This window comes from Paenibacillus sp. GSMTC-2017 (genome assembly GCF_016019935.1).
In the GTDB taxonomy this organism is placed as follows: domain Bacteria; phylum Bacillota; class Bacilli; order Paenibacillales; family Paenibacillaceae; genus Pristimantibacillus.
The window spans coordinates 249,274-266,161 of sequence record NZ_JAECMT010000003.1 but is presented as its reverse complement, the minus strand read 5'-3'; the positions used below and the strand labels follow the sequence as shown (position 1 = coordinate 266,161).

The following is a 16,888-nucleotide window of genomic DNA, read 5'->3' as shown; positions in this document are numbered from 1 at the left end:
GCGAGAAGCAATCTGCCACATTTAAATTAGTCAAACCACTTCACGGTTGTTTCGGCATAACTTAAAACTCCATTATTGTTAAAGGTAATACGTATAATATCACCCTCAGACAAGTAGACGGTTTCATCGTTAATAAGAGATAGGGCTGCCACGAGGTTATTAATGCTATTCCATTCCACTATGAAGGATTGAGAATCAATAGTGCGATTCAAACCTAAAGGTCCAGACCCTGTTATCTGGATGGATTCAAAGGTTACTTTTTCGCTTGATACATCATCTGATTGTTCAAACCCTACTAAAAAAGTACTGTTACTCCCTGCAAGTATTAGCTTAATTTTCCCGATTTGCTGAGGCTCAACTGGGATACTGTAATATAATAGACTAAAACCAACAACGCGGTTTTCAGCATCCACAGCAGCTAATGCAATGTATTGGCCGCTTCCGCTGATAGCAATATCTTCACCAGCTAAATAATGAATGCCCTCAAACATAGTTCCGGCTGCAGGAGTAGCAACTGGAGTATCGCTAGTTCTCACTATCCACTTCGTTGCAGCACTTCCTCTCGGCAAGTTCAATCCTTCGAATTGAGCAGTTCCTGCCTTACTTCCAGCTATCGGTATAGAATAATGTGCAGGATAATATAATTCGATTGGCGGTTGTTCTGGTATTGGCGTCGTTGTTGGTTCTGGTGTTGATGTTGGTTCTGGTGTCGGTTCTGGTGTTATTGTCGGTGTTGGTGTTGGTGTTGGTGTTGGTGTTGGTGTTGGTGTTGGTGTTGGTGTTGGTTCTGGTGTTGATGTTGATGTTGGTTCTGGTGTTGATGTTGGTTCTGGTTCTGGTATTGGCGTTGATTCTGGTGTTGGTGTTGGTGTTGGTGTCGGTGTCGGTGTCGGTGTTGGTGGTGTTGGTGTTGGCTTCAACGCTTCAAACTGTCGTTTAGACTCGTAAGCGCTTATGACGAGCATTTCTCTTTTCGCTACACTAGTCCCTGAAAATTTGCCATCATGATCTGCCGTTAACAACTTCAATTTTAATGCAAGCTCGACATAACCTTTAGCCCAATTAGAAACTGATGAATCCATAATGTCTGGGATTGACGGCACTTGGTCTTTTAATCCTAAACCTCGAATTAAGAAAGTCGCCAATTGTTCTTTCGTGACAGTCCCCGCCGGATTAAACAAGCCATTGCCTACTCCATCAGTAATTCCCGCCTTTTTTACCGCTTCGATAAAAGGCAATGCAAAAGCGTTCGCTTGATCAGATGTTTTAACGTCTGAGAAGCTTGATGTTACAAGCGAGTGGTCAACATTAAGTTTAAAAATTAATGCCGCTACTTTAGCGAACTGAGCTCGATTCATCTGTTGATCCAACCCAAACTTATTTTCTCCGACCCCTTCAAAAACCCCAGCTGCGATTAACGCATCAAATTTAGCTTTCGTAGCTTCATCCAGATTCTGCAAATCGGTAAAATCTGCTGTACTTTTTGTCCTCACCTCTGCCATAACCGTTCCAGCCGAAAATAAAAAAACAACAAGCCATACGAATAAGATCTTTTTTTTCATTACTAATGTCCCTCCAATATTACGTATATAACTAGTTCAATAGTAACAAAATTTACTATTTTTTATCAATCTATTATTTTTACATACAATAGTTATAGTGTAGCCATGATAGTTTTACTTTCAACTCAGATTGTATATACATTTTATATCCTTCCGCCAACTAATTGGGCATTACTTCCACTACTACAAAATAATTATATCATTCCCGTGGACCGACTCAGAGAGTTAACAAGGTTCCTTTTTAGATTCAATCATTGATTTTCAATTGATTGAGTTGTTGCATGAGTAATATTTTCAGAAGGTGAGCGTTGGTCGCCTGTTGAATTGGACGTACCGGAGCATAACAAAAAGAAGTACATCGCCACATGAGTGATGTACTTCAAGTTGCATACTATTTTACCGATCAAGCCTTCTCTTCGTCCCCAACCGCAATCGGATTCTCCTCATACGAGATCCAATCACTCCAACTCCCCGCATACAACCGCACCTTACTAAATCCTGCTTCCTGCAACGCAATAACGTTAGGTGTAGCGGTAACACCAGAGCCGCAATAAACGATAATCTCATGATCCTTATTCAAGTCAGAGAAACGCTCCGTTTGCTCACTTGCATCCTTCCAAGCACCGTTCTCCGCAAGTCCGTCCTTCCAGAAACGGTTGATCGCGCCAGGAATGTGACCAGCAACACGATCAAGCGGCTCAACTTCGCCGCGATAACGAGGAGCTTCACGCGAATCGATCAACGTTACATTTTCATCCTCTAGTAGCTCGCTCACTTCATCCATCTCAACAAGCATGGAATGCTCTACAGTAGCAAGGAACGTAGTAGGTACCAGCTCTTTCTGCTCAGCCGAAACTGCGTAACCCGCATTAACCCAAGCCGTGAAACCTTCGTCCAATACAAACACTTGCTCATGCCCGAAGTATTTTAACAACCACCAAAGTCTTGAAGCCATCGCCCCACCTTGATCGTCATAAGCAATGACACGTGATTCATTACTGATTCCAGCACGACTAAGCACAACCGTCAAATCAAATATGTCCGGCAAAGGATGACGACCGCCGTATTCACCAACAGGCGCTGACAAATCCTTTTCCAAATCTAAGTACACAGCTCCAGGGATATGTGATGCCTCATACAATTCACGACCAGCATCTGGCTTACCCATTAGAAATCTGCAATCAACGATTACGAGGTTTGACTCATCTATGTTGTCTGATAGCCATTTTAAAGAAACGATATTGTTCACGCTATATTCCACCTTCCAACTATCTGTTCATTCGTTCTATTATACGGAATTTTTTCGCATCAAAAAAGACCACCCCTCAGATTTATGCAAATTTCCGTCCCTTATGACCGTGTATTTGACCTTTCATTTAATGATCACCCGCATGACAAATCCATCCCGCCATAATTCCAGTAGAATAAAAGCGAGTAATATTCGTAAAGCCGGCTTCCGCTAATAACTGTATAATGTGATTCTCAGAAATAAAAGAAAGCTGCTGAATAGCTTTAATTATCATCCCATCCACTGTGGATAAATCGCGACCGTTATCTAACCAAAAGCTTTTCCAGACGTTCATTCTGTCTTGAAGCTCTGCATCATCACGATCTCCATAAGCGCTAACAAGTACAAATGGAGCTCCTGATTTCAAATTAGCTTTAATCGTTTTGAGCAGATTCACCTTTTCTTGAACATCGTTTATGAAGTGAAGAACCAAAATACAACTTGCAGCATCGAACTTCGCGTCTTGCAACGGCAAGTCCTCAATTGTCCCATGTATTAGTTTTACTCGGCTTTCTAAGCCTAGTTCGAACGTTTTGTTTTTAGCTATTTTTAACATTTCTAAATTAGGGTCAATTCCGGTGATTGTCCATTTCGGATTTGAGGGTCCCCATGCAGAAAGTTCGGTTCCTGAGCCAATGCCAACAGCAAGTACTTCTGCTGATTTATCTCCTAATTGTAGTCGGAAATAAGATTGAACCATCGTAAATATCGCATCGTATGAAGGTAGCGAAATTCGAGCGTTCACCTCGTATGCATTCGCCATTTCGGAATTGTATGCACGTTCTTCTTTCATTGTGTTTAACTGCCTCCAATGCTTTAGTTAATTCTAGCTGTTTATGATTGAATCTGTATCCCAATCTTCCGTCAGTAGTTCACTATTTATACCTATACCAGCCATAGCCCCTAAAGAAGCAGCTGTAATGGCTTGATACATTTCCGTCGCTGCGTCTCCTGCACAATAAATACCCGGAACACTCGTTTTGCCAACATGATCAACAACAACCGTTCCAGCCTCCGTCATCTCACAGCCTAATGAACTAGGAAGTTCTGATCCTGCCACCAGCTTCGGCCCGAAGAAAATTCCCGCACATGAAATTGTTGTTCCGTCCTCTAGCTCAACGTGCTGTACCATGCCATCGATTGATTCTATCGTTCGAATTGGTGAGTTAAATATAGGAACATTGCGGTTCTCTAGTTCCTCTCTGTCTTCTTGCGTCATCTCATCAGGTCCATTCGTACAGATTGTAAAATGTTTTGTCCACCCTGATATTGTCTTGGCAAAATGCAGTGCTTTAGCTCCGTTGACAATTAAAACTAGCGGTTGGTCTCGCAATTCCCAACCATCACAATAAGGGCACACGAAGGCGCTTTTACCATATACATCTGCCAAACCGTTAATATCAAGTGGAAGATCCCTTTTCCCTACTGCAAAAAGCACCTTCTTGCTCAAATAGACGTTACCTTGAGCGGTCGTTATTTGAAATTGACCATCGTCCCCTGTAATAGAAACAACACTATCCGATACAATTTCGACGGATGGGTAAGCGTCAATCTGTTCCTTAGCAATTCTACGGAACTCGGAAGGACTGATACCATCCCTCGTAAGAAAACCATGTGTCTCGCGAGTAACCCTGTTACGAGGACGACCTTCATCAATGACAACGACATTTTTTCTTGCTCTGCCTAGCACAAGCGCCCCATTTAGACCAGATGGTCCTCCGCCAACAATTACACAATCTTGAATCATACCAATTTCCCCCTCATAGTGTTTTGTGATTATTATAGATATAATAGATTCTTTTTATCCATAATAGATTCAGAAAAAAGGACGGAATCTACTCCGTCTTAAACAACTTTACCAACTCCACTAACTTCTTGCTTTCAAGTTGCTGCTCCATCTGGCGCTCAGCATCCAGTACAACTTTCTGAATGAGACACTCTTCTCCGTGATTAATACTGCATTCGAACAATGAAGCTATCCCTTCTATTGCATGAATAACATTGAGAAAAGAGATATCTTCCTGATTTTTCCTAAGGCGGTATCCACCATTAGCTCCTGGAGCGGATTGAATCAATCCTGCTTTGACTAGCTTGGTCATCAACTTGGATAAATAGGTTTGTGAAACGCCTAACTTCTCAGCCAGCAGTTGCACGCCTACAGGCTTCTCAGGTGTTGCTGATGCTACCAGATAAAGCATCGCATGAAGCGCATAATCGGTCGCTTGGGAATATTTCATTATGGACCTCCATTAAGGACTATATGAATCCATAATAACTTTAATACACTTCGAAAGCAAATAAATGTTTTGCTTCTTGAATGACTATCTCATCAACAGTTGCTCAATCTGAAGCTGCCAGTCCTCGGGCTGTTCGGCACGGGTGCGGTAATCGAGCGGCTCTACATTACATAACAGAATAATGGTATGACCGCTGTCCATATACCTGCACATCCTGGTCGCATATCCCGGCCAGCCGCCGCTATGTCCCAACATTCGCCCACCCACAGAAGACCGCTCCGCGAACCAGCCATCGATAACATGTTCCAAACGACGCCCTGTGCCTGAATCTATAGGAGCTAGCCACTCCGGATTGGAATCCACTATCGAATCTTGTAAATCCGAAAAAACGCCATTTCGAATAGCTTGATCAAGACGTAACAAATCCAACACTGTAGAATGTACGGTACCGTCTCCTTGGATTCCATCCAAATAACGTACATACTGCTGAACCGGCAATTCATCAGGTAAGCAAATACGACCGTCTTCAAGTCGAATATAACCAAAAGCATACTTTTCTGCGGTAAGTTCGGGCTGTAACCTTCTGCTAATAACCATCGAATCAGTCATACCTGCAGGTTCGAACACATAGGATCGCATAAAGTCCGCGTATGAAAGACCTGATACCGCTTCGATAACCAAAGCAAGGCACATGTATGCTGTGTTGCTATATCTGAAACCACTTCCTGGCGCAAAATACTGGGGTGGCTTATGTTCTGCGAGCAGCCATAGCGCATCAGGATTTTTCGCGATACGGGCATGATCCCAATGATCCTCAAGTAATGCCATATAATCTGGTAACCCGGATGTATGTGTGAGTGCATGCTCAATAGTTACTTCGGGATAAGGAAAGTCTGGAATCCAGTTTGATAACGCATCGTTCTCCTTAAGCATGGATTTCCGTATTAGCAGTTTGATGCCTAAAGCAGTGATTGGTTTTGTAACTGAAGCCAGTTCGAAACGTGAATGCAAAGACAATGGTATTTTCTTCTCATAACACTCCCAGCCGTAAGAGCCGCTGAATATGATTTCTCCTTTGTGTGCTACAAGCACATTCCCATCGAATAATCCCTGCTCATACTTATCCTTAAACAGTCGATCCAATTGAAGATTAACAGCCCGATTTGAATGTATACTTTTCATCATCTTAACTTCTCCTCTACACCTTTAAGAATTGACATTCTACCATAGGCTGTCCCGCCTCCCATAATTAGAGGGTCTACCGCATTAACAAACACACGACCACTTTGCGCTGCCTTTAGCCCCTTCCATATCGGACTATCCATCAACTCTTTCAATATTTTTTCATCCCTATTATTCTCATACAAATCAAATTGCACAAAAATATAATCTGGATCAGCGTCGAGCGTCGTATAATCCTTCAAGTGAAATAACAGTCTGCTGCTTTATGTCCTTAATAAGATCCGGAACCGTTAAACCGATTTCTCCATACAACACATCGTTTAAGAAAAGATCTTCAGGATAGATCATCATTTCCCCTCCGCGTATGCGTATCGAGACGACATTCTGGTCGTTCAATTGCGATAATCGCGCGGCAATTTCAATTTTATCCTTTTTGTAGTCAGCAATTAACTGCTTCGCTTTTTCTTGCTCACCAATCAATTCACCTAATAACTCTAGATTTATTTCCCAATTGGGTCCGTGGTGCGAAGTTGGAATTGTTATTGCAACCTTGTTCAATTTCTCGAGCACTGCCGTCGTTTCCATATCCGTACTAAGGATCAGATCGGGAGCTAATTCAAGGACATATTCCATACTGTCAGCACTTTCCGCTAACAAGGGAATCGTGTGTGTTGTTACCTTTCCAAAAAAACCAGGAAACGGCTCTTGTTTATCTCCAATTGCACTTGCAGCATACGGCTCATACCCCATCAAAACAGCATCTTCCATTAACTCGAAAGCGCTCAAAAACAATATTCGTTTTGGCTCAGCAGGTATCGTATAGCTCTCGCCAAGATAGCTGATCGTTCGTACAGTGCTTTCTTCGGTGCTTACCTCTTTATCTGCAGCTGCATGCGTTTGATTTGGTGTGACCGTCTCACTTGCTGGCCTGCTACCGCATCCCAACAGCAGACCGGTGAGCAAAAATACGTACATTGAATTACGCAACATTTTGATCATGAATATACTCCCTTCTCTCTATTTCGAAAATGATTATTATTATCAATTATAGAGAGGATATGACCTAAGGTACATGAACGAACAGCGGTGATTCCTATGGACAAACGTCGGCTGACAGGCGTTCTGACAGCTCATTTATAATCAAATCGAGAGAGAGTGGAGCATAATCCCGCCATGGGAACGGAGCAAGTGAATAGATACGACCGCTGCGGACTGCTTTTAGTTCATGCCAAGATTCTTCTTGTTGCAGTTCCTGCCAATAGTTCATCGTCTCCTCATCCTGATAAATTAATAACATCAGATAGTCAGGATCTATGGTGAGCAATTGTTCAATGCTTAGCGGTATTTTCATGTCTGGATTAACCGAGGTTGCCGGTTGTAGTCCCAGCTCACCAAACACGACTTCAGCCACTCCTCTGTCATAACACTGGTAAGCAACGCTTCCTTCAATGAGCATAAACAGCAGGCTCCGCGATTGTGTCCGTTCCTGAAGCATCACTCTAGCCGTTTCCAGCCTAGAGCGATAGCCTGTCATCCAGCGCTCCACTTCAACTTGAGCCTCCAAGCGCTCTGCAATTGTAGCAAGCTGTTTCTGCCACGATTGTCTATTCCATTCCACCAAAATTAATTCCACTCCGGTTAGCTCTAAACATTTGATTTGCTCACCATTTAAATAATCGGGATACAGGATCATATCAAACCGTTCATTTTGATCAGACAATAGTTTAATATTCGCGTTGACGACAGCAGTCGATCGGCCGACGGATAGTTTGAGAGATACTTGATCTCCTATTTCTTGATAGAAGTAGGATCGCCACACCGGATGCACGGGTGCAGCCAATGGCACATAATTCAGCGGTAGCAGCAGCCCAATAAAAGAGCTATCCAAAACGGCTATTTTTCGCTTTCTGCTTTGCATAAACACAGTTGGCGACACACCATTTACCTGCTTAAAGCGTCTGCTGAAATAAAACTCGTCCTTGTACCCCGCATCTCTTGCAACGGAATACATAGATGCGCCTCCCCTCGCGAGTAAACGACGTGCAGCCTCCATCCGTATATCAGTTAAATATTGCTTTGCACTTATTCCATAGTAACGTCGGAACAACTCCATATAATATTTAACGCTGACGTCCATCTGCTGGGCCAAATCCGCAATTGTGATTGTATCTCGGTAATGCGAATGCAAATATTTTCTAGTCAGATCAAGCTTTTCCAACAAATCCACTGAAGAGTTGATCGCTGCGGTTAAGACAAGATGAACTAACTGATATAATCCTGCCTGTGCAAGGAGCTTGTCCTCCGGTATGTTACTATTCCATTCTCGGTGAACCTGCCTCGCCAGTTGTAGAGCCTTATCAATCGCGGAAGGCCTCATTTTTTCATCGAGCTCACGGATACTATCAATTGGCATAAAAGACCCGTTCATAAGCTCCATCAATACATCAAACTCAAGCTGCAGTACTTCCGATTCTGATTGGCTGTTCAACACTTGAAGCAAAGTATTGGCAGGGCAATAATACACGGAATCCTTTCTCATCTCCAACCGATTCTCTCCTACAATCAGCGATGCCTTCCCAGATAGCAGGAACAGCAAGCTATGACTACATGTCATTTCATGTGCGCTCACGGACTGAAAGGTTTTTCCCGTTTGCTGCTTAGCATTGCGCATACCGTACAGAATGCGCTTCGAGGGTATTTGTTGCATTCTTAAACCTCCTACCTGACATCTTACTTTTTTTTTTTGCGCTCCTATAAACGTATCAGCACTTAAAACTTTTCCATTGACTCCGAATCTGTGATCGGCCCATTACAGTGTGTTTTTTCCATATATCACTAGTATAGTGGAGTCATTATATTTATAAATACTTACTATAAACAAAAATCAATATATTGCCCCCGAGCTATCGTTCTGATAGCTCTTTTTGTATTGGATTGCTCTAATTAAGACTGTTACATTAATGTAGATATACAATATAACTTAGCGGAATAGTATGAATTATTGGACTGAGAGGTGATTATACAATTGTCTAAAAATACTCCCATCTTGTCGTTCCAAGATGTTACTGTCGCGTTCTCCAGTCCTGACCATTCTACTGGCAGGCTTGTTCTAAATCGACTTAACCTTACTATTGAAGCTGGGCAATTTATTTGCTTGCTCGGCCCAAGTGGATGCGGGAAAACTACGTTACTAAATTGCGTGGCTGGATTCCAGCCCTATGAAGGTAATATCACCTTCAATCAGTCTCGGATTGAAAAACCGGGCAAAGAACGAGGCGTTGTCTTTCAAGAGTACGCCTTATTTCCATGGTTTACTGTGCAGCAAAACGTGGAGTTTGGCCTGCGAGTGAATGACATCCTAGCTTCGGAAAGAGCGGAGCGTGCTAATCATTATATTCAGATGGTCGGTTTAACTGGATTTGAAAAGCACTATCCGAGCAAACTGTCCGGTGGTATGAAACAGCGTGCAGGACTTGCACGTGTACTCGCCAACGAACCTGATGTGTTGCTTATGGATGAACCGTTCGCTGCACTCGACGAGCAGACTCGTGAGAAGTTGCAAGCTGAACTACTCAACATTTGGGAGAAGCAGCGTAAAACGTGTCTTTTTGTCACTCATAGCATTCAGGAAGCTGTCTATCTAGCAGATCGTGTCATTGTCCTTCAGCCTAACCCAGCTAGAATCTCCTTAGACTTGCACATCAACTTGCCAAGATTACGAAACCGTCATGACGAGAGGATGCTTCACTATCAATCAATAATTAGCGGAATATTGCGCGAAGGAGAAGGCTCATATGGAGAATACCATTCAGTCGTTACCGCATAAAGGTCTGCGTACGTCCCGCAGAGGACGCTTGCTACCTTTACAAGCTAAAACATGGATACGACTGCTTACGAAATTGTCTGGACTATCGGCATTACTACTTATCTGGTTCCTTATTACTGGGCTAGGCTTAGTTACACCAGCACAATGGCCAAGTCCAACCGCTACATTGCAAACGATGGCTCATATGCTCAGCGACGGCTCGCTGGTCCTTCATGCTTTATCTAGCTTAAAGCGAGTCGTTTTCGGATTTGGCGTTGCATTCGCAGCGGCACTTCCGCTTGGGTTGTTGCTTGGCTCCTCCCGCTTCCTTCGAGATGCGATTAATCCTGTCATTGAGCTGTTTCGCCCAATACCGCCGCTCGCCTTCATTTCCTTAGCTATTCTTTGGCTTGGCATCGACGAATGGTCGAAAATATCTATTATCATTTATGGCGCCTTCTTCCCGCTTCTACTTAACATTACGGGAGGTATTAGTCAGGTTGATCCTGTTCACGTAAGAGCAGCTCAATCGCTCGGTGCCCGCAAAAGTCATATTTTCTACTACGTCACACTTCGTGCAGCTATACCGAACATTATGATCGGAATTCGCTCCGGTATGGGCATGGCCTTCATTTGCCTTGTCGGATCTGAGCTAATCGCTGCCAATGAAGGTCTTGGCTTTCTTATTCAAGAAGGCAGGTACATGTTCCGAACCGATCAAGTACTCGTTGGTATGATTACGATCGGCATCATCGGCTTTCTTATTAATGTGTTACTTACTGCACTAGAAAAAGCGCTACTACGCTGGAAATAAGATAAGAAAAATAAGAAGTTACTATGATGGAGGCTTAAAACTATGTCAACAAATCGCACATCGCAATCATTGCTCCTTACTCTTGTATTCATCCTACTAACGGTTATACTTGCCGCTTGCGGAGAAGCAACGAACAAGGCGGCTAATAAATCTTCACCCGAGCCACAAACTTCCCCTTCAACAGCACCCGAGACAACTGCATCAACGACTTCAACTGTCGCACCTACTCCAACGCTTGAGACGACGAGTTTGTCCATCGGTTCAGCTCGTGATACTCAACTCTCTCCACTTATCGTTATCGCCCAAGAAGAAGGCTACTTTAAGGAAGAGGGTCTCGATGTCAAAATAGAACTGTTCGCCGCTGGCCCAGACGTCGTAGCTGCCCTTGGATCGAAGAGCATTCAGCTTGGCTCCTCTGGTGACATTCCTCCGATTATCGCGAAAGCATCGGGTTTGCCAATTCAAATTATTGCCCAACAAGCAGATATATCCGGCGTTCAGACGCTGGTCGTCAACCCCGACAAAATCAAAACGCCAAGCGATTTAAACGGCAAGAAAGTCTCCTACGTCCCTGGAACAGTATCCGAAGCATTTTTCTTACGAATAGCTGAGAACTATAGCCTTGATCTAAAGTCCATTGAGCCGTTTAAAATTGGACCTACTGAAATATTACCCGCATTCCAAAGCAATAACATTGATGCTTTCGTCATCTGGCAACCCGTTGCCCTGAATGGTGTCAAAAATGGCGGCGTTGCACTTCTAACTGGTAATGAGTCACATGTTCCCGGCGAAGAAGGGCCTCAGCAACTTATTAACCCATACTCCATACTTATCGGTCATAGCGATTTTCTCACCAAACATCCCGAAACGACCAAAGCTGCACTCCGTGCTCTAAACAAATCAGTCGCATTCATTAAAGCAAGTCCAGACGCGGCGGCAGAACATATCAGCAAAGCATTAGGTCAAAATGTAGAAGACATCAAGACAGTTATCAAGCTCAACAATTATGCACTTAACCTGACACCTGAGCTGGTCGATTCTTTAGAGGGCATCTCTCAATTTTTACTTAAAAATGAAAAAATTAAAGCCGTGCCCGACTACAAGACGTTCATCGATTCTTCTTATCTAAAAGCAGTCGATTCAGCGCTTGTAACGATACCTTAACGGTTACTGCAATGGAGATCTTGATCCGAAAATTATGCACTCTTATCACACTTTTGGGTACTTTAAGATGTTACCCCGAGGACACAGGATCCGTTATTTATGAATATCCGTTTCAAAATGATACCTTCGAGGACATAGGATCACTTATTTGCCCTAAATGCAGCCAAAAACCATTGGATTTTGATAAATAAGTGATCTGCTATCCTCCAAATTAGTCAAATAGGCTGTATCTAGCAAAAAAGAGATCTGGTGTCCTCGAAAATCTCCCGAAAGAACCTTCCACTCTAACAATTAACATTAGAGAAGAAGGTTCTACTTTGTTTAAGCCCTTTTTTTCTTGCGTTTTACTTAATTATTCCGACGGGTTACGCACTTCTGGAGAAACTCCGGCAAACGTATAGAAGCTAGCGTCAAACGGTGTTGGTCCTCCGGTTGTTACGAATCTTGCCGCACCTTCTCCCGTGTTAAGGTTACGTGTCCCGTGGAAGATTCCCTGCGGAACATAGAGCAAATCTCCCGCTTCAAATGGATGCCATTCCCCGTCCAAATAAATTTCGCCTTTGCCTTCTACTCCGATAAACAGCTCACTGGAATGCGGATGTTTGTGGACGGCGAAGCTTTGACCTGGCTGTTGAATGCCGCAATGGAGCGATAGTCTAGCACTGCCAGTACCCGGCCAGAACAGAAAGTTCATATTGGCTGGATTTTCAATCTTTTGCGATGGATCATTGCCTGTAAAGCCTTTTAACTGAGTTTCTTCGTTATACAGGCTATTAAATAACTTTGGCTTTGAAGCGACTACAGATCCTTCCGGCAATATCGACTGCCAAATATAAAGTGTAATTTCCTCTCCTTGATCCGCGGTTACTTCGTATTCAACCCCAGACGGTGCATATAGGGCAGACGAAGGTACTAAACTACTTCTCTCTTCACCCACACGTGCACTGCCCTTCCCCTTCCAAATGACGCCAACAACTTCCTGCGCCTTCCCTTTCTCGCAACTAGTCCAAGTTCCTCCTGGTTTTATTCGTACAACTATCCCTTTAACAAGCGTCGCACCTTTCTCTTCACTAACAGGAATAGCTACTAATAATTGACCACGATCCTCAAAGGTTAATTCTGACCATTTAATCACTGCACCTGTCGTTAATAGTTTAGTTGCTGTCATCTAACTGCCTCATCCTTCCCTATTTCAAGTTTATAAAACTACTAAGCACAATCGTTTGCTCCACTATTCACTCATCTAACTCCACTAACACTAAGCCAACACATAATACGGACTTCCCGCTGTATGCTGGAATGATTTTGTTACTTCCTTCTGGAGAACAAGCGGCTCGCCAACTTCCTCGCCAAACTGTCCTCGATTGTAAACAACCTGTCCCCTCACAATTGTTACGAGCACTTGTCCTTCGAGCTCAATACCTTCGTACGGCGACCACCCGCTGCCTGATAAAATATGTTCCTCAGATACCGTCCACTTTTTCTCGTCATCCAAAATAACAAAATCAGCATCAAGCCCTGCTTCAATGCTGCCCTTCAAATGATCAAAGCCGAAACGAGTTGCGGGACCTGATGCGAGCAACTTCGCTACTGTAAGAAGTCGTTCCTCTCTCGTAAGAGAGGGAACGTATTTCTTAAGCCCCGTTAACAAGACGGACAACAGTTCCTGTACCCCTGGAAGCCCAGGCGGCGCATCGTTAAAGTCAAAATCTTTCTCCGCTTTGGAGTGCGGTGCATGATCACTGCCAACTGACGCAAGCGTTCCCCGCTTAATCGACTCCCACAGTCTAGTTCGATCCCGAGGCTCACGAATGGCTGGACTAAGCTTCGCTCTAGTTCCTTGCGTCAAAGCGCTTGCATGATCAAACCATAATTGATGTGCAGTCGTCTCATACGTTACTGGGTAACCCGCTTCAGCCGCAGCGTCTAGCAGATCCGCTTCTTCCGAAGAAGATACATGAAGCACGTGTACAGATGTGTCATGTTTACGAATGAGTCGCAATATACGAGCTACTGCTACAATTGCCCCTGAACGAGGATAAGCCGCTTCATATTGGCTCAAATTCGAAGGTTCATCGCTTATTTGCCTAAACAACCGAAGTACAACATCATCTTCCGCATGAAGCGTCAAAGGAATAGATTTAGTTGCTGCCAATCGGAAAATATAGTCCAACTCTGCGTCGTCATCGATAATGTGCTTTGCTGTTCGGTGACCAGTAAGAAACAGCTTAATACTCGCTGCTTCCCCACGATTTAGCGCTTCAAGCACGCTCGATTTGCCAGGTGCGACACCAATATGAAAGCCATAATCGACAAATGATTGTCCGGACACAAGAGCAGACTTTTGCCTCAAACGTTCCACCGAATCGGTATAGGGATTCGTATTAGGCATATCAAGCACAGTAGTTATTCCACCTGCTACAGCTGCCTTTGATGCCGAATACCAGTTTTCCTTATGCTCATACCCCGGTGTTCGGAAATGAACATGTGAATCAATAAGCCCCGGCAGGACGTAACGCCCTTCAGCATCAATCGTTTGATCTGCCTCCACAAGCTCATCCACTCGAAGGAGCGCTGCTATCTTTCCGTTTCGAACAGCGATTTTTCCATCTATCACAAGATCACGATAAACGATACGGGCATTTTCAACGATAAGATCGTACCTTTGTGAGCTCAAAAGATCAGCTCCTTTCCATAACTTTGTCCGCTCATGAAATCAGCTCCCTCCCGATAATTTCCCGTGCTAACCGGTTAACCGGCCCCATCAATGAAACAGCTCTTGCATCGCGAATAAGTCGCTCAATTTTTTTGCCGCGCACATACCCTGATCCTCCGATGATTTGCCCAGCGTCACGAGCAATTTTTTCACTCGTTTCCGAAGCGAAAATTTTCGATTGGTAGGCAATCTGACTTAACTGATCTCCACCCTCTTTGGCCGCAACCTTGTCTACTAATGCGCGTACTGCCTCAAGATTCATATGCAGCTCCGACAATGCCGCTTGCAGGACAGCATTGTTTTGCTGTCCTCGACCGCGCACATGTTCAAGCGCTAAGCTATAAGCCGCTTCGCTAATACCAAGCGACACCGAACCTAACGTAAGACCGCATTCACGAATCCCATTAATAACGGATGGAGCACCACCAAGCGGGCCGATCACCTGCTCATTTGCCACCTGGCATTGATGCAATGAAATAAATCCAGTTGATGAACCTCTCATCCCAGACAAATTCGTATCTGCATCGGCCGTAATACCCTGCGACGTTTCGATAAGAAAAAATGATTGCCCCGAATTTCCATAAAGCGACTTGGAATCATTAGTACCCGTCTGCACAAGCACTAAGTACAGATCAGCAAGACCTGCTCCAGTCGTAAACGACTTAACACCATTAATAATCCAATCGCCATCCAATGTGCGCTCTGCAATTGTCGAAAGATTCTGTTTATTAGCCCCAGCACCTGTCTCTGACCAAGCTGATGCCGCTAACCATTGACCACTAGCAAGCTTAGGCAAATAATCCTTCCGCTGCTTAGCGCTTCCCCATTCCAATATTCTCGACACTACAGAGAAATGTTGAAACGTAATAATAGCTATCGACGGGTCTACAGTCGCTATCGATGCGATCAACCGCCCTGCAAATAAGGAATCTTGACCGAGTCCTCCATATTCCTTTGGAACGAGACCTCCTAGCAGACCGGATGCTTTCAGCGCATCAAGCGATTGCTCTTGTGTACGTCCTGTTTCATCCGCTATTATTGCGTGTTTTTCCAACTCTTCTAATAAAGAGGTTAAGCGTACACCTTGCGTTGCGACTCCCATTCGTAAGTTGCTCCTTCCTTAAAAGGTAACGCTCCGAGCAGGCGTACATTTTTTTCAGAAATGCTACTATATAGAAGCTGATCCGATAGTTTGCCTCCCGTAGTAGCCGTCGAAATCACGGTACTGCCACCTTTTGTAATAACCTTTAATCGATAGCCAGTACTGTTTGTTTGCTGAACAATACGGTGTATGATCGTTCCTTCAATAGCTGCAGCTGCACCAATACATGCTGCGCCGGTTAGTGCAATTGTCGGATGCCAGGACGGAATCGACAATGCTCTGAATGCGATCGTATCGGGCTCAAAGCTAGCAATAGCAGCAACCTTCGGAAATACGCCGTCTGGATTCCATCCAAGCGCGAGCGCTGCCGCTCGGCGAATAGATTCCAATCGTTCAGCAATATCGCTGTCCGCTTCAAACAACTGCTCCTCCGAACGAATACCAAGATCCGCTGCATCTACAAATACATACGGGTTTCCAGAGGATACGATAGACACATCATAATCACCGCTGTCCGTTTGCAGTTGGTTCGTTAAGGTGCCTGTTGGCAACAGACTTTCCAGTGTCGTATGAGGATCAACAATAAAATGAGCGGTACAATTCATTCCCGACCGAACAGCATGATCAATTTCACAAACGAGAGAATCCCCCACATTTTCCACATATACACGGACTCTGAGCCCTGGGCTAGCATGTGGCAACCATCCCCATTTCATTGCAACTTGTATCGCTGCTAGAATCGAATGCCCGCAACTGCCAGAGTAATCGAAGGTGACTGGATTTCCTGGTACAAGCTGAAAGAAACGGTAATTTAAATCATACATGGGATGTGTAGACGGACGAATAACAACAAACTTGGAAATTAGACCGTGGGGCTGGACCTCATGATCTAGATCAGCATTAATTCCACTTAATATAGGTATGATTGCGTCAGGCGAAGAAGGCAGCTCCATTCCGTCAATGATGATCGATGAAGACACGCTTCCTTCGGCAAGGGCCAAATACGTTTGCATGTTGA

The 16,888-nt window shown here is 44.2% G+C and carries 16 protein-coding genes; 3 read left to right on the top strand and 13 right to left on the bottom strand.

Annotated elements, in window-relative coordinates:
• Positions 1-26: 26 nt before the first annotated feature.
• The 9 genes from I6N90_RS13190 to I6N90_RS13150 form a co-directional block, all read right to left on the bottom strand.
• On the bottom strand, positions 27-1,562 hold the full coding sequence (locus I6N90_RS13190; protein ID WP_197936081.1) for an S-layer homology domain-containing protein: 1,536 nt from the start codon (positions 1,560-1,562) through the stop codon (positions 27-29).
• A 403-nt stretch (positions 1,563-1,965) separates the two neighbouring features.
• The gene (locus I6N90_RS13185; protein ID WP_197936080.1) at positions 1,966-2,811 is read right to left on the bottom strand and encodes a sulfurtransferase; all 846 of its coding nucleotides are present in this window, start codon (positions 2,809-2,811) and stop codon (positions 1,966-1,968) included.
• Positions 2,812-2,938: 127 nt separating this feature from the next.
• Positions 2,939-3,643 (bottom strand): class I SAM-dependent methyltransferase, encoded by a 705-nt coding sequence (locus I6N90_RS13180; protein WP_197936079.1) that lies wholly within the window; start codon positions 3,641-3,643, stop codon positions 2,939-2,941.
• A 33-nt stretch (positions 3,644-3,676) separates the two neighbouring features.
• Positions 3,677-4,597, bottom strand: coding sequence for an NAD(P)/FAD-dependent oxidoreductase (locus I6N90_RS13175; protein ID WP_197936078.1), 921 nt, complete (start codon positions 4,595-4,597; stop codon positions 3,677-3,679).
• A gap of 88 nt (positions 4,598-4,685) precedes the next feature.
• Positions 4,686-5,087, bottom strand: coding sequence for an RrF2 family transcriptional regulator (locus I6N90_RS13170; RefSeq protein ID WP_197936077.1), 402 nt, complete (start codon positions 5,085-5,087; stop codon positions 4,686-4,688).
• An 84-nt stretch (positions 5,088-5,171) separates the two neighbouring features.
• Positions 5,172-6,272 (bottom strand): serine hydrolase domain-containing protein, encoded by a 1,101-nt coding sequence (locus I6N90_RS13165; protein WP_197936076.1) that lies wholly within the window; start codon positions 6,270-6,272, stop codon positions 5,172-5,174.
• On the bottom strand, positions 6,269-6,511 hold the full coding sequence (locus tag I6N90_RS13160; protein ID WP_197936075.1) for an ABC transporter substrate-binding protein: 243 nt from the start codon (positions 6,509-6,511) through the stop codon (positions 6,269-6,271). Before I6N90_RS13160 ends, I6N90_RS13165 begins: the two co-directional genes overlap by 4 nt.
• A complete protein-coding gene (locus I6N90_RS13155) occupies positions 6,483-7,268 on the bottom strand; it encodes an ABC transporter substrate-binding protein (RefSeq protein ID WP_197936074.1) in 786 nt (261 codons plus the stop codon). The genes I6N90_RS13160 and I6N90_RS13155 overlap by 29 nt, the downstream gene beginning before the upstream one ends.
• A gap of 94 nt (positions 7,269-7,362) precedes the next feature.
• Positions 7,363-8,976 carry a helix-turn-helix domain-containing protein gene (locus I6N90_RS13150; RefSeq protein ID WP_197936073.1) on the bottom strand — a complete coding sequence of 538 codons (1,614 nt, stop codon included), beginning with the start codon at positions 8,974-8,976 and terminating at the stop codon, positions 7,363-7,365.
• Between the two features lie 318 nt (positions 8,977-9,294).
• Between I6N90_RS13150 and I6N90_RS13145 the strand changes: the two genes are divergently transcribed.
• From I6N90_RS13145 to I6N90_RS13135, 3 genes are read left to right on the top strand one after another with little or no spacing between them, the layout of a single operon-like run.
• Complete coding sequence (locus tag I6N90_RS13145) at positions 9,295-10,095, top strand: ABC transporter ATP-binding protein (RefSeq protein WP_232242973.1); 801 nt, start codon at positions 9,295-9,297, stop codon at positions 10,093-10,095.
• Positions 10,064-10,888 (top strand): ABC transporter permease, encoded by an 825-nt coding sequence (locus I6N90_RS13140; protein WP_197936072.1) that lies wholly within the window; start codon positions 10,064-10,066, stop codon positions 10,886-10,888. The genes I6N90_RS13145 and I6N90_RS13140 overlap by 32 nt, the downstream gene beginning before the upstream one ends.
• 42 nt (positions 10,889-10,930) lie before the next feature.
• The gene (locus I6N90_RS13135; protein ID WP_197936071.1) at positions 10,931-12,052 is read left to right on the top strand and encodes an ABC transporter substrate-binding protein; all 1,122 of its coding nucleotides are present in this window, start codon (positions 10,931-10,933) and stop codon (positions 12,050-12,052) included.
• Between the two features lie 352 nt (positions 12,053-12,404).
• On the opposite strand, the gene I6N90_RS13130 is transcribed toward I6N90_RS13135, so the two are convergent.
• From I6N90_RS13130 to I6N90_RS13115, 4 genes are all read right to left on the bottom strand, one after another.
• Positions 12,405-13,220, bottom strand: a complete 816-nt coding sequence (locus I6N90_RS13130) for a cupin domain-containing protein (RefSeq protein WP_197936070.1) — start codon at positions 13,218-13,220, stop codon at positions 12,405-12,407.
• 90 nt (positions 13,221-13,310) lie between these two features.
• Positions 13,311-14,729: a dihydroorotase gene (locus I6N90_RS13125; protein WP_197936069.1), complete on the bottom strand. Its 1,419-nt coding sequence runs from the start codon at positions 14,727-14,729 to the stop codon at positions 13,311-13,313.
• A gap of 31 nt (positions 14,730-14,760) precedes the next feature.
• A complete protein-coding gene (locus I6N90_RS13120) occupies positions 14,761-15,870 on the bottom strand; it encodes an acyl-CoA dehydrogenase family protein (protein WP_197936068.1) in 1,110 nt (369 codons plus the stop codon).
• The gene (locus I6N90_RS13115) at positions 15,840-16,883 is read right to left on the bottom strand and encodes a PrpF domain-containing protein (RefSeq protein WP_197936067.1); all 1,044 of its coding nucleotides are present in this window, start codon (positions 16,881-16,883) and stop codon (positions 15,840-15,842) included. Before I6N90_RS13115 ends, I6N90_RS13120 begins: the two co-directional genes overlap by 31 nt.
• Positions 16,884-16,888: the final 5 nt, after the last annotated feature.